At 75.4% G+C, this 20,938-nt stretch carries 23 protein-coding genes; 11 read left to right on the top strand and 12 right to left on the bottom strand.

Going from position 1 to position 20,938, the window contains the following annotated elements; genetic code table 11:
- Positions 1-27 precede the first annotated feature (27 nt).
- From VGH76_RS04695 to VGH76_RS04705, 3 genes are all read left to right on the top strand, one after another.
- The gene (locus VGH76_RS04695; protein ID WP_331555452.1) at positions 28-186 is read left to right on the top strand and encodes a hypothetical protein; all 159 of its coding nucleotides are present in this window, start codon (positions 28-30) and stop codon (positions 184-186) included.
- Complete coding sequence (locus VGH76_RS04700; RefSeq protein WP_331555453.1) at positions 183-836, top strand: hypothetical protein; 654 nt, start codon at positions 183-185, stop codon at positions 834-836. Before VGH76_RS04695 ends, VGH76_RS04700 begins: the two co-directional genes overlap by 4 nt.
- A gap of 201 nt (positions 837-1,037) precedes the next feature.
- Positions 1,038-1,361 carry a hypothetical protein gene (locus VGH76_RS04705; protein ID WP_331555454.1) on the top strand — a complete coding sequence of 108 codons (324 nt, stop codon included), beginning with the start codon at positions 1,038-1,040 and terminating at the stop codon, positions 1,359-1,361.
- Between the two features lie 17 nt (positions 1,362-1,378).
- On the opposite strand, the gene VGH76_RS04710 is transcribed toward VGH76_RS04705, so the two are convergent.
- From VGH76_RS04710 to VGH76_RS04725, 4 genes are all read right to left on the bottom strand, one after another.
- Positions 1,379-1,924 carry a zinc-binding dehydrogenase gene (locus VGH76_RS04710; RefSeq protein ID WP_331555455.1) on the bottom strand — a complete coding sequence of 182 codons (546 nt, stop codon included), beginning with the start codon at positions 1,922-1,924 and terminating at the stop codon, positions 1,379-1,381.
- A gap of 212 nt (positions 1,925-2,136) precedes the next feature.
- Complete coding sequence (locus tag VGH76_RS04715) at positions 2,137-3,537, bottom strand: FAD-binding oxidoreductase (protein WP_331555456.1); 1,401 nt, start codon at positions 3,535-3,537, stop codon at positions 2,137-2,139.
- Entirely contained in the window at positions 3,534-4,514 is a 981-nt protein-coding gene (locus VGH76_RS04720; RefSeq protein ID WP_331555457.1) for a hypothetical protein, read from the bottom strand. Before VGH76_RS04720 ends, VGH76_RS04715 begins: the two co-directional genes overlap by 4 nt.
- Before the next feature lie 31 nt (positions 4,515-4,545).
- On the bottom strand, positions 4,546-5,112 hold the full coding sequence (locus VGH76_RS04725) for a nucleoside deaminase (RefSeq protein WP_331555458.1): 567 nt from the start codon (positions 5,110-5,112) through the stop codon (positions 4,546-4,548).
- Between the two features lie 146 nt (positions 5,113-5,258).
- On the opposite strand from VGH76_RS04725, the gene VGH76_RS04730 reads away from it, so the two are divergent.
- Entirely contained in the window at positions 5,259-5,726 is a 468-nt protein-coding gene (locus tag VGH76_RS04730) for an alpha/beta hydrolase (RefSeq protein ID WP_331555460.1), read from the top strand.
- A gap of 131 nt (positions 5,727-5,857) precedes the next feature.
- Here the strand turns inward: VGH76_RS04730 and VGH76_RS04740 are convergent, their stop codons facing one another.
- Both VGH76_RS04740 and VGH76_RS04745 read right to left on the bottom strand, forming a co-directional pair.
- On the bottom strand, positions 5,858-6,619 hold the full coding sequence (locus VGH76_RS04740) for a GAF and ANTAR domain-containing protein (protein WP_331555461.1): 762 nt from the start codon (positions 6,617-6,619) through the stop codon (positions 5,858-5,860).
- A gap of 8 nt (positions 6,620-6,627) precedes the next feature.
- A complete protein-coding gene (locus tag VGH76_RS04745) occupies positions 6,628-6,885 on the bottom strand; it encodes an ANTAR domain-containing protein (protein WP_331555462.1) in 258 nt (85 codons plus the stop codon).
- Positions 6,886-7,377: 492 nt separating this feature from the next.
- On the opposite strand from VGH76_RS04745, the gene VGH76_RS04750 reads away from it, so the two are divergent.
- The gene (locus VGH76_RS04750) at positions 7,378-8,007 is read left to right on the top strand and encodes a PAS domain-containing protein (RefSeq protein WP_331555464.1); all 630 of its coding nucleotides are present in this window, start codon (positions 7,378-7,380) and stop codon (positions 8,005-8,007) included.
- A gap of 21 nt (positions 8,008-8,028) precedes the next feature.
- Here VGH76_RS04750 and VGH76_RS04755 read toward each other — a convergent pair whose 3' ends face one another.
- Genes VGH76_RS04755 through VGH76_RS04765 form a run of 3 tightly spaced genes read right to left on the bottom strand, consistent with a single transcriptional unit; the run spans position 8,029 to position 10,235 of the window.
- On the bottom strand, positions 8,029-9,450 hold the full coding sequence (locus VGH76_RS04755) for a chloride channel protein (RefSeq protein WP_331555465.1): 1,422 nt from the start codon (positions 9,448-9,450) through the stop codon (positions 8,029-8,031).
- Between the two features lie 21 nt (positions 9,451-9,471).
- Positions 9,472-9,735 carry an SHOCT domain-containing protein gene (locus VGH76_RS04760; RefSeq protein WP_331555466.1) on the bottom strand — a complete coding sequence of 88 codons (264 nt, stop codon included), beginning with the start codon at positions 9,733-9,735 and terminating at the stop codon, positions 9,472-9,474.
- A 56-nt stretch (positions 9,736-9,791) separates the two neighbouring features.
- A complete protein-coding gene (locus tag VGH76_RS04765) occupies positions 9,792-10,235 on the bottom strand; it encodes a DUF6325 family protein (protein ID WP_331555467.1) in 444 nt (147 codons plus the stop codon).
- A 167-nt stretch (positions 10,236-10,402) separates the two neighbouring features.
- On the opposite strand from VGH76_RS04765, the gene VGH76_RS04770 reads away from it, so the two are divergent.
- Positions 10,403-10,663, top strand: a complete 261-nt coding sequence (locus tag VGH76_RS04770; RefSeq protein ID WP_331555468.1) for a YrhK family protein — start codon at positions 10,403-10,405, stop codon at positions 10,661-10,663.
- Between the two features lie 5 nt (positions 10,664-10,668).
- Here the strand turns inward: VGH76_RS04770 and VGH76_RS04775 are convergent, their stop codons facing one another.
- Together VGH76_RS04775 and VGH76_RS04780 are read right to left on the bottom strand one after the other, a co-directional pair.
- Positions 10,669-12,249, bottom strand: a complete 1,581-nt coding sequence (locus VGH76_RS04775) for a Na+/H+ antiporter (RefSeq protein ID WP_331555469.1) — start codon at positions 12,247-12,249, stop codon at positions 10,669-10,671.
- Between the two features lie 74 nt (positions 12,250-12,323).
- Complete coding sequence (locus VGH76_RS04780; RefSeq protein WP_331555470.1) at positions 12,324-15,728, bottom strand: ATP-binding protein; 3,405 nt, start codon at positions 15,726-15,728, stop codon at positions 12,324-12,326.
- A gap of 184 nt (positions 15,729-15,912) precedes the next feature.
- Between VGH76_RS04780 and VGH76_RS04785 the strand changes: the two genes are divergently transcribed.
- The 5 genes from VGH76_RS04785 (at position 15,913) to VGH76_RS04805 (ending at position 20,300) form a co-directional block, all read left to right on the top strand.
- Positions 15,913-16,362: a nuclear transport factor 2 family protein gene (locus tag VGH76_RS04785; RefSeq protein ID WP_331555471.1), complete on the top strand. Its 450-nt coding sequence runs from the start codon at positions 15,913-15,915 to the stop codon at positions 16,360-16,362.
- Between the two features lie 255 nt (positions 16,363-16,617).
- On the top strand, positions 16,618-17,793 hold the full coding sequence (locus VGH76_RS04790; RefSeq protein ID WP_331555472.1) for a cytochrome P450: 1,176 nt from the start codon (positions 16,618-16,620) through the stop codon (positions 17,791-17,793).
- Positions 17,790-18,866: an NAD(P)/FAD-dependent oxidoreductase gene (locus VGH76_RS04795; protein WP_331555473.1), complete on the top strand. Its 1,077-nt coding sequence runs from the start codon at positions 17,790-17,792 to the stop codon at positions 18,864-18,866. Before VGH76_RS04790 ends, VGH76_RS04795 begins: the two co-directional genes overlap by 4 nt.
- A gap of 94 nt (positions 18,867-18,960) precedes the next feature.
- The gene (locus VGH76_RS04800; RefSeq protein WP_331555474.1) at positions 18,961-19,380 is read left to right on the top strand and encodes an SAM-dependent methyltransferase; all 420 of its coding nucleotides are present in this window, start codon (positions 18,961-18,963) and stop codon (positions 19,378-19,380) included.
- Between the two features lie 113 nt (positions 19,381-19,493).
- Entirely contained in the window at positions 19,494-20,300 is an 807-nt protein-coding gene (locus VGH76_RS04805) for an MOSC domain-containing protein (RefSeq protein ID WP_331555475.1), read from the top strand.
- A gap of 43 nt (positions 20,301-20,343) precedes the next feature.
- On the opposite strand, the gene VGH76_RS04810 is transcribed toward VGH76_RS04805, so the two are convergent.
- On the bottom strand, positions 20,344-20,938 hold a 595-nt coding region (locus tag VGH76_RS04810; protein ID WP_331555476.1), incomplete at its 5' end, for a peroxidase family protein.

Below are 20,938 nucleotides of genomic sequence, written 5' to 3' on the forward strand. Positions count from 1 at the left end.
GCTCTCCCGGGTGGCAGCGTGTACATCATGGAGATCGGACCCGTCCGCCGTCGTTTCACCGCGGAGCCGGTGAGCTCGCCCGTCCCGGCGCGGGCGCCGACCGAGCCGTCAGCCGACGCGGAGCCGGAGACGCCGGGCCGCGAGGCCGTCCCGACCCCGGACGTCCCGGCCGACCTCCGTTCGTGACCCTCCCGCTCCCACCCCGGTCGCCCAGCAGCGCGGGCGCCCCCGACGTCGGGACCGTTCCCGACGTCCCGGACGCCGTCCTCGGCTGGCGGACGTGGCGCATCGGACGGCGGGCGCAGCGGCGCGCCGAGCTGATCGCGCCGCTGGCCGGGTCGGCGTGGCCCGCGCGGCGCCCGCTCGTCGCCTCGTGCGGGTCCCGCGACCACACCCCGCCGGGCGAGCGCTGCGGCTGCGGGCTGTACGCGGTCGCCGATCCGGGGGTGCTGGAGTGGGGCCCGTCCGACCACGAGGTGCTCGGCGCGGTCGCGCTCTGGGGCCAGGTCGTCGAGGGCACCCGCGGGTGGCGCGCCTCGCACGGCTACCCGCGCTTCCTCGTCACCGCCCCGGTGATCCCGGCCGAGCAGCGTGCGGTGCTGAGCCGCCGCTACGGCGTCCCCGTCGTGCGCTCCGAGGTCCCGGCGCGTCACCTGGCGCGGCTCCTCGGCGGTGAGCCGACCCTCACCGAACGCCTGCTCCGCGGGCCCGCGGACGACGTGGAGGCGGTACTCGGCGCGCGGATGCCGGAGTGGGCCCACCGCGCGCGGGCGTGCCCGACCGCGCCGACGGGTCCCCGACGGCGCGCGGCCCTGCCCTGGTGGCGACGACGCTGACGCCGACCCGGGTCTACCGGCCGGGCGGCGCCTGGCCGACGATGACGCGTGATCCCTCCGCAGCCGGCCGACGCGTCGCCATCGCGTGTCAGGGCGGCGGGAGCCACTCCGCGTTCACCGCACCACCGCCACCGACTTCCTCGGCGCCGCGTCCAAGCTCAACCCGAGCCCGCGTTCCTCGAGCGGCTGCAGCGCGACGGGGTGCACCAGGCGGACCGCTTCGTCCTCGGCCTCGCCCTCGAGCGGTCGTGGGCGGCGAAGGACGCCGAGGCGCTGCGGTCGCTGCTCGACGGTGCCGCGGTGCGCCTGGAGCACCCGTTCGACGACGCTGCCGACGGTTCCGTCGCGGCGGTCGCCGACCTGCTGGCCGGCGACGTGGCGATCGACGCCACCGCCCGCCACGTCGCGGGCGCGACCACCACGTGGCGGGTGCGGGGGCACCACGACGACGGCGCGGTGCGCCCCGGCCAGGTCGCGGTCACGCTCGACCGGGATCGGGTGACCGCGCTGCGCCTGGGCGCCTGAGGGGCCCGGCGTCCGCGTCAGCGCGGCGTCACGACGACCCGACCGAGCACCTCCCGGTCCTCGAGCAGCGCGACCGCGGCGCCGGCCTCCTCCAGCGGACGCCGCGCGCTGATCGGGGGCGCCAGCGCTCCGGACTCCAGCATCGGCCACAGCCGGTCCCACTCCGCACGCGCGTACCCGGGCCGCGGGAGCGCGTAGGCGCCCCACCCGACGCCGCGGACGTCGATGTTGTTGAGCAGCAGCCGGTTCACCTTCACCGTCGGGATCTCGCCCGCGGTGAAGCCGACGACGAGCAGCCGCCCGAGCGGCGCGAGGCTGCGCAGCGAGTCGGTGAAGCGGTCGCCGCCCACCGGATCCACGACGACGTCGACGCCCTTCCCGCCGGTGAGCTCCGCGACGGCGTCCTTGAAGCCCTCCGCCGGGACGGTCTCGTGGGCGCCGGCGCGGCGGGCGAGGTCCTGCTTGTCCGGGGTCGACGCCACCGCGATCACCCGGGCGCCGAGCGCGGCGGCCAGCTGGATCGTCGCGGTGCCGATGCCGCCGGCGGCGCCGTGCACCAGCACCGTCTCGCCCTACTGCAGCCCGCCCCGGGTGACCAGGCCGAACGACATCGTCAGGTAGTTCATCGGCAGGCACGCGGCCGCGTCGAGGTCGACGGCGTCGGGCATCGGGAACGTGAGGGTCTCCGCGGCGGTCGCCCGCTCGGCGAGCGCACCGATCGTGCTGGTGGCCGCGACCCGGTTGCCCGGCGAGAACGACGAGCCCGCGGGCGCCTCTACACGGGCAGGACGCCGAGCACCCCCTCGGGATCGCTGCGCCGACGGATCCTGCGCAGCCGCGCCAGGCCGTCCCCGTAGGCCGCCGCGATCTCGGCATCGGTCTCGGGGAAGCCCGGGCGCAGCTCGACGCTGTACGTGCCGAGGGTGTGCGCGCGCAGTGCCTCGACGGTGTCGTGGGCCCAGGCGAGACAGGACTCGTCGTCCGCGGGGTCGGTCCAGATGGCGTTGAGGGGGATGTTCCACTCCCCGCGACGGCCGTGGAACGCGGTGGCGGCGTCATCGACGTCGGCGAGGGCACCGCCGGTGTGCTGGAAGTCGATGCGGCACGCCCGCGTCGGTGCCTTCCGGATCCGCGCGGTGAGTGCGTCGGCGAGGGCGGCGTCGAGGGTCGGGCCGGTGAACACCGACTTCCCGAAGAACGATCCGCGCGGCCCGTCCCCCCGTTCCGGCAGCCGGATCGGCGCGGGCTCCGCGCCGCCGGCCCCCGGGAGCGAGAACTCCGGGAGCCCGCTCAGGTAGCGGCCCGTCGTCTCCGACCGGTACCGCGGCGGGGACCCGGCGCCGGCCACGACGGCGTCGGTCGCGGCCCGGGCCCGCGCGACCGCGGCTGCGTCCCCGCTCGCGCACGCGGTGTAGAGCAGCAGCACCGGGTCGTCGGGCGAGAGGTCGGTCCAGCCGAGGACCGCTCCCATCGAGGTGTCGCGCGGCAGCTCGGGCGCGACCCGGAAGTAGGCGGCGAGCGCGTCCGTCCTCACCACCGCGCGGTCGACCCACACCGGGCCGACCTCGTGGGTGCGCAGCACCGCGGCGGTCACGACCCCGACGACGGGCGCCGCGCCCCGGACGGCCCACCACAGGTCGGCGGCGTCGCCGGTGCTCGCGTCGGAGAGGCGCACCACGTCCCCGGTCGGGAGCACGATCTCGACCTCGACGAGGTGGTCGAGCGTGAGGCCGAGGGACCGCGTCAGGTAGCCGACGCCGCCGCGGGTCACGAGCCCGAGGCCGGCGTGGCCGACGATCCCGACCGGGACCGCGCGGCCCGCCGAGGCGAGCGCGTCGAGCATCGTCGAGACCCTCGCCCCGCCGCCGGCGACGACCCGCTCGCCGTCGGGACCCGCCCCACCGAGGTGGGTCGAGAGGTCCAGCACGACGGCGTCGTCGGCGACGCAGTTCGAGCTCAGTCCCCCACCGCGCACCGTCACACGGGTGCCCGTGGCCGTCGCGGCCTTCAGCACCGCGGCGACCTCGGCGGCGCTCCGGGGTGCGATGACGCCGAGGGGCCGCCGCCGGGCGGCGGCCGGGAAGAAGACCCGGCCCAGGGCGTCGTCGTACCCGGCGGTGCCGGGAGCCAGCACCGGGACGCCCGAGGTGGAAGCGAGGTCGTCGAGCACGCTCACGGCAGGCTCCAGAGCTGGACGGTGACGAGCCAGAACACGACGGCCGCGACGGTGAGGAACGCCAGCGAGGCGACGGTCCCGACGATGTCGGTGCGGAGCTGGGCGGCGTCGGGCCGCGGACTCAGCCACGGTCCGAGCGCGCGCGTCACCACCGGCATGACGACCCACGTCAGCAGCGCCACCGACGCGATGTTGCCGACGAGCAGGCTCGCCCACAGCGGCCCGCTCGGCCAGAGGGCGCTGATCGCGAGGGTGAGCAGCACGACCGTCGGATAGAGGCCGACGAGCACCGAGAGGGCGGTCTTCCACGACGGCGGCCCGGCGGTGCCGCCGGCCCGGTCGCCGGTGGGGATCCAGCTGCCGAACGCGTTCGTGATCGTCCGGAGCCGGAAGTCCCGGAACCGCTCGCCCTCGGCGAGCAGGTCGCGGCGCTCGTCGGACGTGAGCCACCCCTCGAGGTTCGCCGCGGAGGCGAACCGGTAGACCGCGGTCCACTCCTCCTGCACGCCGGGGACCGGCCGGAACAGTTCCGACCCGAGGAACCCGGGCCACCGGCCCTCGGCGAGGGTCATCCGGTCCTGCCAGGCCAGGAACGCCGACTCCTCGCGGGGGTCGACGGCGTGCGAGACGACCACCGTCGCCGGCCGCGACGCGTCCCCGTCCCCCACGAGCACCTGCTGGGTCGGCAGCTCGTCGAACAGGGACATGCCCTGCTCGACGAGCTGCCGGCGCAGCGGGCTGTCCAGCCAGCGCCGGAGGTGCTCGACGGCGTCGAACCGGTAGACGACCGTCGCGTCGCCGTGCCGGTCGGCCGGGGACTCCTCGGTCCCGAGGTAACCGGGGAACGTCGCCGCCGCGGCCGTGAGGCCGTCCTGCCAGCGCCGGTACTGCGCGTCGCGGCCGGGCTTGACGCGCTGCCCGATCACGACGGTGGCCGGGCCGCCCCGGACCGCCGGCTCCACCCTCGTCTCGCCCATGTGCTGCACCTGTCTCCGCGAAGCGACGGGGTCAGTAGGGGTGGCGATCGGCCTTCGACGACCACGCCGAGTAGGCCTCCGCGCCGAGGTCGGGCCGGAACTGCTCGATCTTGATGCGGCGGGCGTGCAGGGGGCGGGTGAAGTCCTCGTACTGGAACGCGTCGTCGAAGCCGATGCTCTTGGTGGCGTCGAGGTCGTTGGCGAAGTAGACGGCGTCGAGCCGGGCCCAGTAGATGGCGCTCATGCACATCGGGCAGGGCGCGCCGCTGATGTAGATCTCGTGGCCCATGAACATCCGGGCGCGCTCCGGGACGGGGTCGACCGAACCCCCGGGACGCGGCACGAGAGTCAGCGTCGAGGCGTTGCGGTGGCTCGCCGCGATCGACGGCGCCTCGGGGTTGAGGACGGCGGCCGCCTTGCGCAGGGTCTCGATCTCCGCGTGGGCGGTGACGTCGCCGGTGAGCAGCACCCGGTTCTGGCCGCGCGCGACGATCTCACCGTCCTTCGCGAGGACGGCCCCGAAGGGCCCGCCCCAGCCGTTGTCCACCGACTCCTTCGCGAGTCGGCACGCCTCGGCCATCAGCTCGTCGTGGGTCATGTCGTCCCTCTCTGTGGGGTGTCGGCGCGCGCCGACGGCCGGCGGGTGCGCCGCCCTGGGAAGTGGAGATGACGGGAGGAAGATCGACGCTCCGTCAGCATCTGACCGAGGGAGCAGGTTCTTAGCCCGTTCGGCTTACCGTAAGCGTGACGCATCGTGAGAACAAGGCCGGGGTGCGGATCTCCGTACCAACCGTGATGCAGCTGCAACCGCGACCCGACCTGCTCGGTGCGGTGCTCGCCACGGACCCGGTCGCGGCCGCCGCACTACCGACGCCGGACTCCTTCGAGTTCTTCACGCGGACCCAGCGAGACCGGGCGCCCGCGTGGGAGAACCAGGTCACGCTCCGGTCGGTGGAGCTGCTCCAGGGCTACGAGCCCGGACGCTTCCTCCCGCTGATCGCGCCGACCCCGCTCCAGATGGTGGTCGCGCCGAACGACCGCCTCGTCGCGGGCGAGCTCGCGACGGCCGCGTTCGAGCAGGCCGCCCACCCGAAGAAGCTCGTGACCGTGCCGGGCGGCCACTTCGACGCCTACACCGGGACGGGCTTCGAGATCAGTTCCGCCGCGGCGCGGGACTGGTTCGCCGAGCACCTGCTGGCCGGGAAGTCCTGACCGCCGGTCAGCCCTGGGCGGTCGGCCGGACGACGATCTCACCGACGTCGACCCCGGCCGGCTGCTCCAGCGCGAACACGACGGCCCGGGCGACGGCCTCGGGCGGCATCGCGATCTCGTCCCGGGGCCGGTCAGGAGGCGAGCAGGACGGCGGCCTCGACGGTGTCGGACATGACCGCGTGGGCGACGTCGGTGACCTTGAGGCTCCGGGCGCGTGCGTACCGGCGCAGGCGGGTGAAGGCCTCGTCCGCGCTGATCCCGCCGCGCTCGCTCAGCGCACCCTTCGCCTGCTCGATGATCACCCGGTTGTCCAGGGCGGTCTGCAGCTGCTCGGTGACGCGGTTGGCCTCGTCGAGCGTGCGCTGCTGCAGGAGCACGGTGGTCGCCACGTCGGCGAGCGCCTGCGCGGCCTGCAGATCGGCCACCGGGAGCTCCCGGCGGGTGGTGGCGAACAGGTTCAGGGCCCCGAGGGCGCTCGTCCGGCAGCGCAGCGGGAGGGCGTGCACCCCGTGGATGCCGAGCTCCCGGGCCCGGGCGGCGAAGCGGGGCCACCGGTGGCCGTGCCGGGCGAGGTCACCGGCGTCGACACAGGCGCACGAGCGGTAGGCCTCCACGCACGGGCCCTCCTGAGAGCGCAGCTGAAAGAGCTCCAGCTCCTGCGCGTGATCGGTGGAGGAGGACATCACCTGGAGCCCGCCGCGGTCGTCGGCCAGCACGAGCCCGGCCGCGTCGACGGCCAGCAGGTCGACGCAGTAGCCGGTCAGGTCCTCGAGGACGGTGATCACGTCGTAGTCGGCGACGAGGGTCGCGGTCAGGTCGACCAGCGCTCCGAGCAGCGCCGCCTCCCGGCTTCGCGCCGCGGTGTCCGGATCCTCCTCGGTGGTGCTCGACATGCTCCTGCTCACCCCCTCTCGCGCCGATCGAACCAGATGTCGCGGGCCACCACAGCGGCGGCCAGGTCCTCCAGGCTGCGACCGGTGGCGTAGGCCGCCGCCCGGAGCCGGGACATGGCCTCGGCCGGGCCCACCTCGGCCTGCACGGTGACCATGCCGGCGGCCTGGTGCACGCAGCGGTGGTGCGGGACCTCGCCGGCGGACGGCGGGTCGACCGGCTCCAGGGCGTCGCGCCCGTTGAGCGGGCAGGAGGTGTCGGGGCCCATCAGGCCTCCTCGGAACGGATGCCGAGGGCATCGCCGCGATCACCGTCGTCGTGGCGGCGGGCCGCACGACCCCTGGCTGCTCAGGAGCCGACGACGGTCCCGGGACCCATTGGAGCACGCCGGGCAAGAGTGTCCCCCGCCTCGGCGCACAGGTCGATCACGTCCGACGGTTGTCGTAGCGCGCCGGTGTCGCTACCGTCCGAGGTCGGATCACCCAGCGGAGGCCCCTGACCCCGGCGCCGCTCAGCCCAGGTGGCTGAGTACGCACTCGTCGGGAGCAGCAGTGGCAGGACCTCCGGGGGAACACCCCGCAGCGACCGCACCCGCAGCAGCACCGCGCGCGCTCTCCCGTCCCGACCTCGCGGCTGCCCTCCTGGGCGAGGGCAGCGCGCCGCCCGAGGAGGCGGGGAGCGTGCGCTCCCCTCTCCTCTCCCTGCCCGGCCGCGTCCGCCGCACGACAGGGGGGCCGGCGGACGCGGCCGGGACAGGCCGGTGATCGGGCACCGCGACTTCGGGTCCGTCTCGGCCGGCGAGGCCCGGGGTCTGCTGCGCGCGATGCGGGCCGCGGCGTGCGAGGAGCTCGCCCACGAGCTGCGGGTCCGCTCCCTGGACCGCGTCATGGAGGTCATCCTCCGGCTGACGGCCCTCGCCTCGACCGCGACGTGCGAGCGGCGGGAGGTCCTGCTCGGGCTGGCCGACGAGCTCGACGAGGCGGTCCGGGGTGCCCGCCAGGTCGTGCTCGGCCGCGCCGACCCCTCGGGTCCCGCGGCGTCGGCGGCGGCCACCGAGAGGGTCGAGGTCGCGCTGGTCGACCGGGCCGGGGTCATCGTATGGACCAACCGGGCCTGGGACGAGTTCTGCGTCGCCAACGGGGGCGATCCGGGGCGCGCCGGAGTCGGTCGTTCCTATCTCGCCTTCTGCGACGAGGCCGGTGACCGCCCCAGTGCCGACGTCGCCCGGGCGATCCGGGAGGCCGTCCACGGGAACCTCCCGGCGCCGGTCCGCATCCTCGTGCCGTGCCCGTCCCCGGACCGCCCCCGGCGCTTCGACGTCCTGGTCTCGAGCCGTCACGACGACGACGGCCGGGTGGCCGGCGCCACGGTGACCCTCAGCGAGCCGTGAGGCGGACGGGGTGCGCCCCGGTCACGACGGCCGGTCGTCCGGACCGGCAGCGGTGCCCTCGGCGGGGTGGTCGGCGGGGTCCTCGGCAGGGTGATCGGCAGGGTGGTCGGCGGGGTCCTCGGCGGGGTGGTCGGCGGAGTCCTTGCCGGGGTCGGGACGGCGTCCGTCGAGCACGACCGCCGTGACCATCGCGATCGCCGCGGCGACCATGATCACCGGCACCTGGTCGGTCCCGCCGGCCCCGAGGAGCAGGACGACGAGGATCACCGAGGTGACCGGGAGCCGCAGCACCGCGGTGGTGGCCGCCGTCATGCCGATCGCGATGCCCGCCGTGGTCCCGAGTCCGGGCAGCGGTGAGACGAGCACCCCGAGGGCGGCGCCGAGGAACACCGCCGGGAACGTGGGCCCACCGCGGAACGCGCCCAGCGACACCCCGTAGGCCAGCCCCTTGGCCGCGAGCAGCAGCACCAGCGCGACGATCGGCCACGCGTGGGGCGCCCCGACCAGGGCGACCAGCGCCTTCTCCCCCGATTGCAGGACCTCGAGCACCGACCGCCCGGTGAGCAGGTGGTACGCGGCGCCGCAGCCCCCGACGACCAGCCCCGCCACCGTCGTCGCGAGGATCGTGCTCCGGGCGGTCAGGGCCGCGCTCCGCCGGCCGAGGCGCCGGGGGAGCTGGGCGGCCAGCGCCGCCAGGACGGCGATCGGCACGGTCCACAGCAGGGCGGGCCACGAGACGGCCGCGGCCGGCAGCCCGGGGATCGTCAGCGAGGGCACGGCGATCCCGGTCCAGCTCCCGAGCCCGGTGAACAGCAGCCCCCCGATCCCGGCGGAGAGCAGGCACGGCAGCAGGACGAGCAGCACGCCCGACCCGCTGAGGCCGACGATCTCGAGCATGAGGATCGCGGCGATGAGCGGGTTGCCGAACACCGGCCCGAGGGCGGCCGCGGAGCCCGCCGCGGCGAGCACCGTCGTGCCGGACGGGGACCGCCCCAGCGGGGTCCGGCGCACGGCGAGCACGACGAGGCCGCCGCCGAGCGCCGTCAGCGGCGCCTCGGGCCCGACCACCGTCCCCAGGGCGAGGCTCGCGAGGGCGGCCAGCAGCAAGCCCGGGAGGTCGACGATCCGCGGGGGCCCGCCGCCGAGGCCTTCCACCGGGATGTGGCCGCCGCGACCGGGCAGCCGCGCCACGACCAGACCGACCAGCAGGCCGGCCACCCCGACGACGAGGACGGCGTACCACGCGCTCGGCTCCTGCTGGCCGAGCGCGTGGGGCAGGGTCTCCCAGACGGCGTCCTCGAGCACCGTGACCAGCGCGAGGAAGCCGAACGCGACGAGCGCGACCGGCGCGCCGAGCGCGGCCGCGGCGAGCAGGAGCACGTGGTAGCCGCGCCCGGCGAGCACGCGGGCCGGGTCGGCGGGCCCGTCCGCCGTTGCAGTCATCCTCCTGGCCCCGGCCCGCGGTCAGGCGAGGATCCGGGCCTTCTGCCGGGAGAACTCCTCGTCGGTCAGCACGCCCTGGGAGCGCAGCTCGGCCAGCTCCTTGAGCTGCCCGACGATGTCGTCGCCGGCCGCCTGCTGGGGAGGTGGCGGGGCGTACTCGGGTTCCTGCGCCTGCTCCTGGGCCGCCCACCGCCCCCGCTGGCGGCGGCTGACCCGGTTGGACACGGCGGTGGCCGTGCCGGCGACGACGGCGGTGCGGGCGATGCCGCGCAGGAGGCCGGGCATGAACGTCTCCCTCGATGGTCGGAACGGGGTCGGAGGTGCGGGGGTCGATCAGGGACTCAGGCCGGGGCCTCGACGCCCTCGAGGGCGGCGACCAGCTCGTCGACGGGCACGCGGCCACCGGCCACGAGGCGGGCGCCGCCCCGGCGCAGCGCCGAGGCGAGCGGCGCGGCCCAGAGGTTCTCGTAGACGAGGGCCACGCCGACGGCGCCGGGCTCGAGCACCGCGCCCACCGACTGCTCGTCGTCCGACCCGAGCAGGCCGGACGCGGCGCCCCGGAAGACGGTCAGGTCGGGGATGCCGTCGCCGTCGACGTCGCCGACGTCGAGCGCGGTGATCGAGCCGTCCTGCTCCCGGCGGACGACGAGCAGGTCGAGGATGCGCACGATCCCCTGGTCGACGAGGTCGAGCAGCAGCGGCAGGCCCTCCCCGGTGCCGCCCCCGACGGGGAACTCGATGACCAGGAAGTCGATCGGGCCGACCTCGATCGTGTCCTCGTCCATGGTTCGTCCTCCTCCGGGCGGGTGCCGTGCTCGGTCGCCGATGATGGTCGCGGCACGACATGGACCCCGCCCACCACCCGAAGGTCCTGCGGCCCGGGACGAAGGTGTCGTCCACGACGGCCGATCGGCCCTGGCCGGGGAACCCTCCCCTGGTCCTTCGTCGGCCTGTGTTCCTTCTCTGGTACATCCGCTACATCCGGCGAACGGCCCACGCCGTCCCGTGGATCCACCTGGGGGTGGGCGCGGTCGGCAATCTCGCGTTCGTCGTCGGGAGCCTGATGTTCCTCAGTCCGGAGTGGACGCGGACCGGGACGTGGCTCTTCGTCGTCGCCTCCTGGGGCATGCTCATCGGCGTGCTCGGCGAGATCGCCGCGCGCTACGAGGGCCGCGTGCGCGCCCGGGAGGTGTCCGTGGCCGGCGGGGGGTAGCGCACCTACCGGTCCAGCATCGCTTCCTCGTGGTCGATCTCGCGGAGCATCTCCACGAACACGTCGTCCTCGAGCCGGCCCTGGTCCCGGAACCGCACGAACGTCTCCCGCTCGGCGGCGAGCATCTGGCGGCGCAGGCGGGAGAACGTCACCGTCGGCGCCTCCCCCACCTCCTCGATGGGTCGACCGAGCCGCTCCCACGCGCCGTTCGCCCGCTGCTCGGCCCAGGAGCGGAGCTGGCTGGTGATGTGTTCGGGGATGCTGTCCTCGGCGACCTCGTCGAGCCGGGTGATCGCCGCCTCGGCGGCGGCCTGCTTCGCGGCGGCCTCGGCGAGCGCGTCGCTCTGCGCCCCGGTGTCGTAGACCCGCAGCCGCCGGATGAGCCACGGCAGCGTCAGCCCGTGCAGGAGCAGCGTTCCCACCGTCACCGCGAAGGCCAGGAAGATGATCACGTCACGGCCGGGGACCTCGTCGGGCACCGCGAACGCCGCGGCGAGCGTGACCACGCCCCGCATCCCCGACCACGAGATGACCGCCGGCACCCGCCAGGGCGGCCGGCGCGGTTCGTGGGCCCGGATCCGCGGCACGAGCCGGAACACGTACGTCATGGGGAAGACCCAGACGATGCGGGCGAGCACGGTCGCGAGCACCACGGCGACCGCGGCCACCAGGACGCTGCCGAGTCCGGCGCGCAGCTCGTTGACCACCGGGGCGAGCTGGAGCCCGATGAGCGCGAACACGAACGCCTCGAGGACGGTGTCGAGACCTGCCCACACCGCCTGGTCCTGGAGCCGGGAGGCGAACCCGCTCTCGCTCGACTTGTGCCCGAGGTAGAGGCCTGCGACCACGACGGCGAGGACGCCCGACGCGTGGATCGGGCCGGTGAAGTCCTCGGCGAGCACGTACGTCGCGAAGGGGATGAGCAGCCCGAGCGCGCTCTCCATCACCGCGTCGTTCAGCCGGAGCCGGACGCGGTGCACGAGCCAGCCGATCACCGCGCCGACCGCGACGCCGCCCGCCGCGGTCAGGACGAACTCGCCCAGCCCGACCAGCACGCTGGGCGTCACCGCCCCGACCCCCGCGGCGGCGAGGAAGATCCGCAGGAGCGTGAGCGCCGAGGCGTCGTTGAGCAGGCTCTCGCCCTCGAGGATCGCCATCACGCGCCGCTGCAGGCCGAGACGCCGCCCGATCGAGGCGGCGGCCACGGCGTCGGGCGGGGCGACGATCGCGCCGAGGACCAGGCCGCTGGCCAGCGGCAGGCCGGGCAGCAGCCACGACGCCACGAAGCCGACCGCGAAGGCGGTGAACAGCACCAGACCGACGGCGAGCAGCCCGATCGGCCGAAGGTTCTCGCGCAGCCGACGTGGCGAGCTCTGGAGGCCCGCCGAGTAGAGCAGCGGGGCGAGGACGAGCGGCAGCACGAGGTCCGGGTCGAGGCGAACCTCGGGCATGCCGGGGACGAACGAGACGGCGAGGAAGACGACGACGAGCGCCAGGGGCGGCGAGACGCGCAGCTTGCGCGACAGCACGGTCACCGCGAGGGAGCCGACGAGGACCGCGAGGAGCACCCCGAGCGATTCGTTCACCAGACCCTCTCCCTGCGCGGACTCCGCCGACGCCGAAGCCTAGGCGACCACGCGCGGGGCACCACCCGTCGCGATCAGCCCGCCCGGGTGCGCGCGAGCCACGTCGGGGCCGCCGCGCGCTCCTCGATCTCCAGGGCCCGCGCCCGGTACCGGTGAGCCCCTGCGGCGTCCCCGAGCAGCGCCGCGAGCCGTCCGAGCCGGGACGCCACCGACCCGACGCCGAGCCCGACCGCCCAGACCGCGATCTGCTCCGGGTAGGGCGCCAGCACGCGCACGAGCTGTGCGGCCCGCTCCCGGTCGCCCAGCGCCACCACGACGTCCGCGCAGAGCACCCAGGTCACCATCGTGCTGGCCTCCACGGCCAGGTCCCCGAGGTCGGGCGGGGCGAGGCGGTCCACGAGCGCCGCGGCCTCGTCGGGACGCCCGCTCTCGGCGCACAGCACCGCGAGCGCGGCGTGGATGGAGGGCAGCTCCGGGGAGCCGGCGACCACCTGGCGGACGACCTCCTCGGCGTCGGCGACCCGGCCCTGGTCGCGGCAGAGCTGGAAGAGCTGGATCGCGTGGTAGAGCCGCGCGTCCGGCTGCCCGGTGGCCCGCCCCGCCGCGGCGACCCGCTCCAGCAGCCCCTCGGCGTCCGGGTCGCCGCACCGCAGGGCCCGCGCGACCCGCTGCAGACCCGTCATCCACTCCAGCGTGGGCTGGCCCACCTCGGCGAGCAGCTTGGTCTCGGCCGTCAGGCACCGGTCCGCCAGGGCGACGTCGCCGACCTCCACCGCCACCCGGAACCGGGTCCACCACGCGCGGTGCACCGCCACCGGATCCCCGAGCCGGCGGGCGAGGTCGACGAGCTCGCCGGTCTCGGCCAGCCGGGCGGCGAGCGTGTCGGGGCCGCCGATCGCGAACGGCCGCGCGACGAGGACGTCGGCGAGCACCCCGGGCTCGCCGAGCCGACGGGCGATGGCGAGCGAGGCGTCCGAGAGCGCGAGCCGCCGCGCCCGGTCGCCGGTGTGGAACAACTCGAGCGCCAGCACCGCGAGCAGACGCGCCCGGGTGGGCGAGTCGGCGGTCCCGACGGCGTCCACCGCGGCCTCGAGCACCGCGACCCGTTCGCGGTCGGTGATGCCGAAGACCGAGGGCTTGCTGCCGGGGCTGTTCACGATCGCCGCCCGCGCGAGCCCCTCGACGTCGCCGCGCCTGCGGGCGTGCCCGGCGGCGGCGAGCAGGGTCTGGCGGTGGGCGACGTCGCCGGCGCGGCGCTGGGCCTCGCCGAGGGCGATGAGCAGGCGGACGCGCCCGGCGTCGTCGTCGGGCTCGAGGAGCTCCACGGCCTGCCGCAGCCAGGTGGCGGCCTCGTCGTGGGCGAGCTGGGCGGCGGCCCGTTCGCCCGCGGCGACGGCGTAGGTGCGGGCCTTCGCCCGCTCGGCGGCGCCGCCCCCGGCCCGCAGCCAGTGCGAGGCCAGCGCAGGCAGGTGGTCGGCGGCCGGTCCGAGCTCCTCGAGCGCCGCGGCGATCCGCCGGTGCCACGCCGCCCGGCGCGCGGCAGTGAGCTCGTCGAGCACCGTCGCGCGGACCAGCGCGTGCGCGAACCGGTACCGGGGCACCGGGCCGGCGACCTCGACGAGGAGCCGCGCCGCGCCGGCCTCCTCCAGGGCGTCGAGCACGGCGTCCTCGTCGAGGCCGCCGGCCGCGCGCACGACGGCCGGGTCGAACTCCGCCCCGGCCACGGCCGCGATCCGCAGCACCTCGACCGTCCCGTCGGCGAGCCGGGTGAGCCGGCGCCCCATCACCTCGCGCACGCCCTCGGGCAGCCCCGTCTCCTCGAGGTGCAGGCGCGCGTGGGGGCCGTGCAGGGTGCCGGTCTCGGCGAGGTGGCGCATCACCTCGAGCACGAAGAACGGCACCCCCTCGGTCTCGGCGTGGATCGCGCGCGCCAGCGCCGGGTCGACCGGGGAGTCGGGGGCGGCGCCGTGCAGCAGCTCCGCGACCGCCGACTCCCCCAGCCCGTCGAGGTGCATCCGCTCGACGCCGGGCTGGCGGCGCAGGTCGGCGAGCAGCGCGGTGAGTGGGTGCCCACGGCCGGTCTCGGTGTCGCGGTAGGTGGCGACGACGACGAGGGCCGCGGTCAGCGGGGAGCGGGTGACGTGGCGCAGCAGCTGCAGGGTCGGCCGCGGCGCCCAGTGCAGGTCGTCGAGCAGGAGGAGCACCCGTCCCCCGGCGCCGACCGCGGCGAGCCAGGACGCGACCGCCTCGAACAGCCGGTGCCGCTCGGTCTCCGGGTCGGCGCGCAGCGGCGGGTCGAGGCCGTCCGCCAGCTCCGCGATCTCCGGGACCAGGCGGACCAGCTCGCCCGGCCACCGCCCGAGCCCGTCGCGCAGGGTCCTCGGGGCGCTGCGCGCGACGTGGTCGCGCAGCGCCTCCACGAACGGCTGGTAGGGCACGCCGAGGTCCTCGTCGCATCGCCCGGCGACCACCGGGCCGTCCCGCGCCGCCCGGTCCGCGAGCTCCGCCGCGAGCCGCGTCTTGCCCACCCCCGGCTCGCCCGCGAGGAGGACGAGCCGGGCGCCGAGCGCGCCCGCGGCGTCCCACACCGCCTCCAGGCGCCCGAGCTCCCCGCCGCGCCCGACGAACACCCCGCCGCGCTCGGCGAGCAGCGCGGGCCCGGCGGCCGCCGGGGTCACCGACCGGGTCCCGACGACGGGTGCCGGCCGCGCAGGCGCGGCGGGCCGGCCCTCGAGCGCCGGGTCCTGGCGCAGCACGGCGGCGTGCAGCCGGACCAGGGCCGCACTGGGGTCGATGCCGAGCTCCTCGGCGAGGTGGTGGCGCAGGTCGTCGTAGGCGCGCAACGCGTCGGCCTGCCGGCCCGCGCGGTAGAGCGCGGTCATCAGCTGGCCCCGCAGCCGCTCGCGCAGCGGATGCGCACGGACCAGCCCGTCGAGCTCGCCGAGGAGCTCGCCGTGGCGCCCGCAGGCGAGATCGGCCTCGAGGCGCTCCTCGAGGGCCCCGAGCCGGTCCTGCTCGAGCCGCGACGCCTCGGCACGGATCAGGGGCGAGTCGAGCGCGTCACCCAGCAGCGGGCCCCGCCACAGGCCGAGCGCGGTGCGCAGCGTGCGGGCCGCGGTGTCCGGATCGCTCGCGAGTACCGCCCGCCCCTGCGCCACCAGCCCGCAGAAGCGGCGGGCGTCGACGGTGTCGGGGGCGAGCGCGAGCAGGTAGCCCGGGGCGCGCGTGACCAGCAGGCCGTCCCCGCCCGCCGCGCGCAGCGCCCGGCGCAGCCGCGACACGTGCACCCTCAGCCCGTGCGCCCAGCCCTCGGGCATCCGCTCGCCCCACAGCTCGCCGGCGAGCCGGGCGGCGGGCACGACGGCGTCGGGCGCCAGCAGCAGCACCGCGAGCAGCGCTCGTTCGCGCGTGCCCCCGAGCTCCGCCGGCCTGCCCTGGTCGTCCACGGCCTCGAGCGGCCCGAGCACCCGGAACTCCATGCGCCGCCCCCCGGTCGCAGCCGGCTACCTCACCGGCCCGACGAGCCTCCCACGGTTCACCCCTCCGGGGCACCGGTCACTTCGCGCGGTGACTCCGTGGTGACCCGCCCCGCTACCCGGTCACGGCACCGTCGTCGTCGCACGGTCCCGGACCCGGGACCCGCCACCCGAGGAGCGCGGAGCCATGACCAGCACCACCACCGACAACGCCACCACCGTCGCGACCGTCTACCGGGCCTTCGGCTCGGGCGACATCGAGACCCTCCTGGGCCTCATCGCCGACGACGTGCGCTGGGAGTCCGACTGGGAGGACAACTTCGCCCAGCGCGCCGGCGGCCCGGCGTTCTACCGCCCGTTCCGCGGCCGGGACTCCCTCGGCGGCTTCTTCGAGGCGATGGGCGCCAACACCTTTCACCAGCTCGAGGTCCGCGACGTCATCGTCGACGGCGACCGCGCAGTGGCCCGCGTCGCGCTCGAGTACACGATGCCCTCGGGCGGGCGCTACCGCGACGAGCAGCTGCACCTGTGGACGTTCGACGGCGACGGCAAGATCGTCGCGATCCGGCACTTCCTCGACACCGCCAAGCTCCTCTCCGCAACGCGCGGGGAGGACACCACGGCGGGACCGTCGTGAGGAAGCCGGGCCCGTGGCCGCGCCTACCGCGGGCCTTCGAGGAGCTGGAGCGCGAGCTCGACGGCCGTCGCGGGCCATCGTGCGGCTCTCCGGGATGCGAGAGGTGCCGGCCGGGTCCTCGCGGGACGCCTCGTCGGGTCCGGAGGGTGAGGCCACGGGAGGGATGAACCAGGCGCCGTCCGCTGGGTGGGAAGGCCGTTCCACCCGGCGGCCCGGCGGCGCAGGATGACGATCCCCACCACCTCCGGAGGCCCCGTGCCGGACATCCCGGTCAGCGACGTCGACCTCTTCGCCGACGACGCCCGCGTCGACCCGTACCCGATCTACCGCGCGCTGCGCGACCTCGGCCCCGTCGTCGAGATGCGCCGCCACGGCCACTACGCGCTGCCGCGCTACGCCGACGTGCGCGCCGCCCTCATGGACTGGAAGACGTTCTCGTCGGCCAGGAGCGTGTTCGTCGACGAGACCATGAACGCCCAGCTCGAGGGCATCACGCTGTGCAGCGACCCGCCGGACCACACGATGATGCGCTCCGTGCTGGGCCGCCCGCTGCGCCCCGACCGGATGCGCGAGATCGCCCCGACGATCGAGCGGGAGGCCGACCGGATCGTCACCGCGCTGGTGGAGAAGGGGCGCTTCGACGCCGCCACCGAGCTCGCCGAGCACCTGCCGATGACCGTGGTCTCCCAGCTCGTCGGCCTCGGGGAGGGCCACCGGCAGAAAATGCTGGAGTGGGCCGCGGCCATCTGGGACGTCCAGGGCCCGGCGAACGAGCGCTTCCACGCCGCGATGCCGGCCGTCGAGGAGTTCCTCGGGTTCGCGAACAACGAGGCGGTCCCCGGCAACATCGACCCCGACGGGTGGGCCGCGCACCTCTACGAGGCCGCCGACCGCGGGGAGATGCCGCGCGAGAAGTGCCCGGTGATGATGCTGGACTACGTCACCCCGAGCCTGGACACCACGATCCTGGGCATCACCGCCGCCGTCGCGCTCTTCGCCCGGAACCCCGAGCAGTGGGACCTGGTGCGCGCCGACCGCTCGCTCATCCCGCACGCGATCAACGAGGTGCTGCGCGTGGAGACCTCGGTCCCGCAGTTCACCCGCGTCCTGACCGAGGACCACGAGATCGACGGGGTGCCGCTCCCGGCGGGGAGCCGGGTGGCGCTCCTCTACGGCTCGGCCAACCGTGACGAGCGCAAGTACCCCGACCCGGACCGCTTCGACGTCGCCCGCCGCCCGTCGGACCACCTCGCGTTCGGTCGCGGCGAGCACGTCTGCGTGGGCATGCACCTGGCCCGGCTCGAGATGTCGACGTTGTTCGACCGGCTGGCCGACCGGGTGGAGCGGTTCGAGATCGTGGACGCGGCGCCGATGTTCAACAACGGGCTGCGCGGGCTCGCGCGCCTCGAGGTGGCGGTGTCGGCCGCGTGAGCGAGGCCGTCGACGTCGTCGTCGTCGGCGCGGGGTTCTCGGGGCTCGCGGCGCTGCACCTGCTGCGCGAGCGGGGGCTGCGCGTGCGCGCCTACGACGAGGCGGGCAACGTCGGGGGGACGTGGTGGTGGCACGCCTACCCCGGCTCCCACCTGGACACCGAGTGCCACCTCTACCAGTACTTCTTCTCCGAGTCGCTCTACCGCGACTGGGGCTGGAGCGAGCGCCACCCGGCGGGCTACGAGGTGCAGCGCTGGCTGCGCTTCGTCGTCGATCGCCTGGACCTGCGCCGGGACATCCGGCTCGGGACGCGGGTCGTCTCCGCCCGGCCCGACGACGGCGGGTGGACGGTGCGGACCGACCGCGACGAGACCGTCAGGGCCCGGCACCTGGTGGCGTGCACCGGACGGGTGCCGGTCGAACCGGACGTCGACGTCCGCGCGTTCGGCGGGCTCGTCGTGCGCACCGCCGCGTGGCCGGAGAACGGGCAGGACCTGACGGGTCGGCGGGTCGGGATCGTCGGGACGACGCCCGCGACGGTCCAGCTGGTCCCGTGGATCGCCGACCGGGTGGCGGAGCTGGTCGTGGTGAGCACTGGGGCGGTCGACGTCGTGCGGCGGGTGAACCCGGCTTACGGCTGGCGGGAGCGGGAGGACTACAAGGCCCGGTTCGCCGACCTCCCGGGCGAGGTGGTGCGGCCGGTGCCCGACCGGGCGGCGATGCGGGCACGCACGCGCGACCCCCGGCTGATCCCCACCGGCGAGCCTCGCCGCGCCGTGCTGGACGACGGCTACCTCGAGGTGTTCGACCGCGACCAGGTGTCCCTCGTCGAACTCACCGACCTGGCGCGCGTGCGGGCCGACGGGCTCGAGCTGACCGACGGCGCGGTGTGCGCGCTCGACGTGCTCGTCGTCGCCGACGACTTCGACGCCGGACCGCCCGCGGCGACGCTCCTGGACGTCGGGACGGATCACCCGGGGTTCGCCTCCGTCGTCGCTCCGTGCGGCGGCACCGCGGCCGTCGAGCTGCAGCGCTCGCTCGCGTCCGTCGTCGAGCGCATCGTCGCGGGTTGACGTGCCGATGGTCGAGATGCGATGGCCCAGCTCGCAGGAGATCGCCGCGGCGTACGGGGCGTGACGCGGCCGCCACGACGGCTAGGTTGACGTCATGCCGGGGCAGCCGCGGGCGACGTTCGAGCTGCGGGCGCTCGGCCACGTGGAGTCGCGGCTGCGGGCCGGCGACGACGCCCCGAAGCAGGCCGACGAGGGCGCCCCGGACGCGTGGCTGGTTCTCGACCCCGGGCTCGCCGACGCCTGCGCCGACCTCGCCCCCGGTGACGAGCTCGTGGTCGTCACCTGGCTGCACGAGGCCGACCGGGACGTCCAGGTCGTGCACCCCCGCGACGACCCCGCGCGCCCGCCCACCGGGGTGTTCAGCACCCGCTCGCCGGCGCGGCCGAACCCGCTCGGGCTGCACACGGTCCGCGTGCTCGTCGTCGACGGCACCCGGGTCCACGTCGACGCCCTCGAGGCGTTCGACGGCACGCCCGTCGTCGACCTCAAGCCGGTGCTGACTCCGCGCCGATAGGTAATGCCTGCCGAGTGGACCGTCAGGGCTGGCCGGGCAGCCGTGGAGGTCCACTCGGCGCCCGCGGGACGGGGACGTGCTCACGGGCGCGGAGCGCACCTATGTTGGGTCCCGTGCAGGTGTCGACGCTGACGCGCTACCCCGTGAAGTCCATGCTCGGCCAGCACCTGGACGAGGCGGTGGTCGGCGAGACCGGGCTGGAGCGCGACCGCTGGCGGGCCCTCACCGACCCGGCGACGGGCTACGTGTGCACTGCCAAGCACCCGCGGCTGTGGCGGCGGCTGCTGCAGTACACGGCGGCGGCCCACGACGATCGCGTGCTGGTGACGACGCCGGCCGGCGAGACCCTCGACGCCGACGACCCGCGCCTCGTCGAGACCCTCACCGCCGACCTCGGGCGCCCCGTCGAAATGCGCGACCAGCGCCCGCCGGCGTCGTCGGTGGAGCGGCCCGACCCCGAGGAGGTCCTCGCGCAGGGCGTCGAGGCCGAGGTCGAGGCGCCGACGCTGGAGATCTCGCAGGGGACGGCGGGCGACACGTTCGTCGACCACTCCCCGGTCCACCTGATCACGACGGCGACGCTGGACCGCCTCGGCGTCGAGGCGCTGCGCTACCGCCCGAACCTCGTGATCGACACCTCCGGCACCGACGTCCAGCCGTTCGCCGAGAACGGGTGGCTGGGCCGGGAGCTCACCATCGGCGAGGTGGTGCTGCGCCTGACGCTGCCCACCCCGCGGTGCTCGGTGCCGACGCTCGAGCACGGCGACCTGCCCCGGAACCCCGGCGCACTCCGGCCGTTGCTGACCGGGAACCGCGTCGAGGTACCGGGGTTCGGTGTGCTGCCCTGCGCCGGCGCGTACGCCGAGGTCGTCCGCGGCGGGACGGTCCGCCGAGGCGACGCAGGTGCCTTCGGCATGTGAGCACTTTCCGGGGCTATAGCCCCGGAAAGTGCTCACGAGGGCGTCAGCGCACCAGGTCGTACCGGTCGAGGTTCATGACCTTGTCCCAGGCCTTGACGAAGTCCCGGACGAACTTCTCCTCGGAGCCGTTCTCCGCGTAGATCTCGGCCACGGCGCGCAGCTCGGAGTTCGAGCCGAACACCAGGTCGTTGCGGGTCCCGGTCCAGCGGACCTCGCCGTCGGCGCCGCGCGCCTCGTAGAGACCCTCCTCCTCGGCCACCTTCGACCAGGTGGTGTCCATGTCCAGGAGGTTGGTGAAGAAGTCGTTCGTCAGCTGCCCCGGGCGGGTGGTCAGCACACCGTGGGTCGTGCCGCCGGTGTTCGCGCCGAGGACGCGCAGGCCGCCGACGAGGACCGTCATCTGCGGTGCCGACAGGTCGAGCAGGTTGGCCCGGTCGACCAGCAGGTACTCGGCGGGGAGCTGGTGGCCCTTGCCGAGGTAGTTGCGGAAGCCGTCGGCCGACGGCTCGAGGTGGGTGAACGAGTCGACGTCGGTCCACTCCTGCGAGGCGTCGGTGCGGCCCGGGGTGAACGGGACCTCCACGGACACGCCGGCGTCGGCCGCGGCCTTCTCGATCGCGGCGCACCCGCCGAGGACG

The organism is Actinomycetospora sp. (assembly GCF_036497585.1).
In the GTDB taxonomy this organism is placed as follows: Bacteria; Actinomycetota; Actinomycetes; order Mycobacteriales; family Pseudonocardiaceae; genus Actinomycetospora.

Bases quoted from the DNA above. Each gene is read 5' to 3' on its own strand.
- VGH76_RS04755 (WP_331555465.1), bottom strand. From the start codon at position 9,450: ATGACTGCAACGGCGGACGGGCCCGCCGACCCGGCCCGCGTGCTCGCC.
- VGH76_RS04695 (WP_331555452.1), top strand. From the start codon at position 28: ATGGAGATCGGACCCGTCCGCCGTCGTTTCACCGCGGAGCCGGTGAGC.
- VGH76_RS04720 (WP_331555457.1), bottom strand. From the start codon at position 4,514: ATGGGCGAGACGAGGGTGGAGCCGGCGGTCCGGGGCGGCCCGGCCACC.
- VGH76_RS04765 (WP_331555467.1), bottom strand. From the start codon at position 10,235: ATGGACGAGGACACGATCGAGGTCGGCCCGATCGACTTCCTGGTCATC.
- VGH76_RS04740 (WP_331555461.1), bottom strand. From the start codon at position 6,619: ATGTCGAGCACCACCGAGGAGGATCCGGACACCGCGGCGCGAAGCCGG.
- VGH76_RS04745 (WP_331555462.1), bottom strand. From the start codon at position 6,885: ATGGGCCCCGACACCTCCTGCCCGCTCAACGGGCGCGACGCCCTGGAG.
- VGH76_RS04785 (WP_331555471.1), top strand. From the start codon at position 15,913: ATGACCAGCACCACCACCGACAACGCCACCACCGTCGCGACCGTCTAC.
- VGH76_RS04760 (WP_331555466.1), bottom strand. From the start codon at position 9,735: ATGCCCGGCCTCCTGCGCGGCATCGCCCGCACCGCCGTCGTCGCCGGC.
- VGH76_RS04780 (WP_331555470.1), bottom strand. From the start codon at position 15,728: ATGGAGTTCCGGGTGCTCGGGCCGCTCGAGGCCGTGGACGACCAGGGC.
- VGH76_RS04725 (WP_331555458.1), bottom strand. From the start codon at position 5,112: ATGACCCACGACGAGCTGATGGCCGAGGCGTGCCGACTCGCGAAGGAG.
- VGH76_RS04800 (WP_331555474.1), top strand. From the start codon at position 18,961: ATGCCGGGGCAGCCGCGGGCGACGTTCGAGCTGCGGGCGCTCGGCCAC.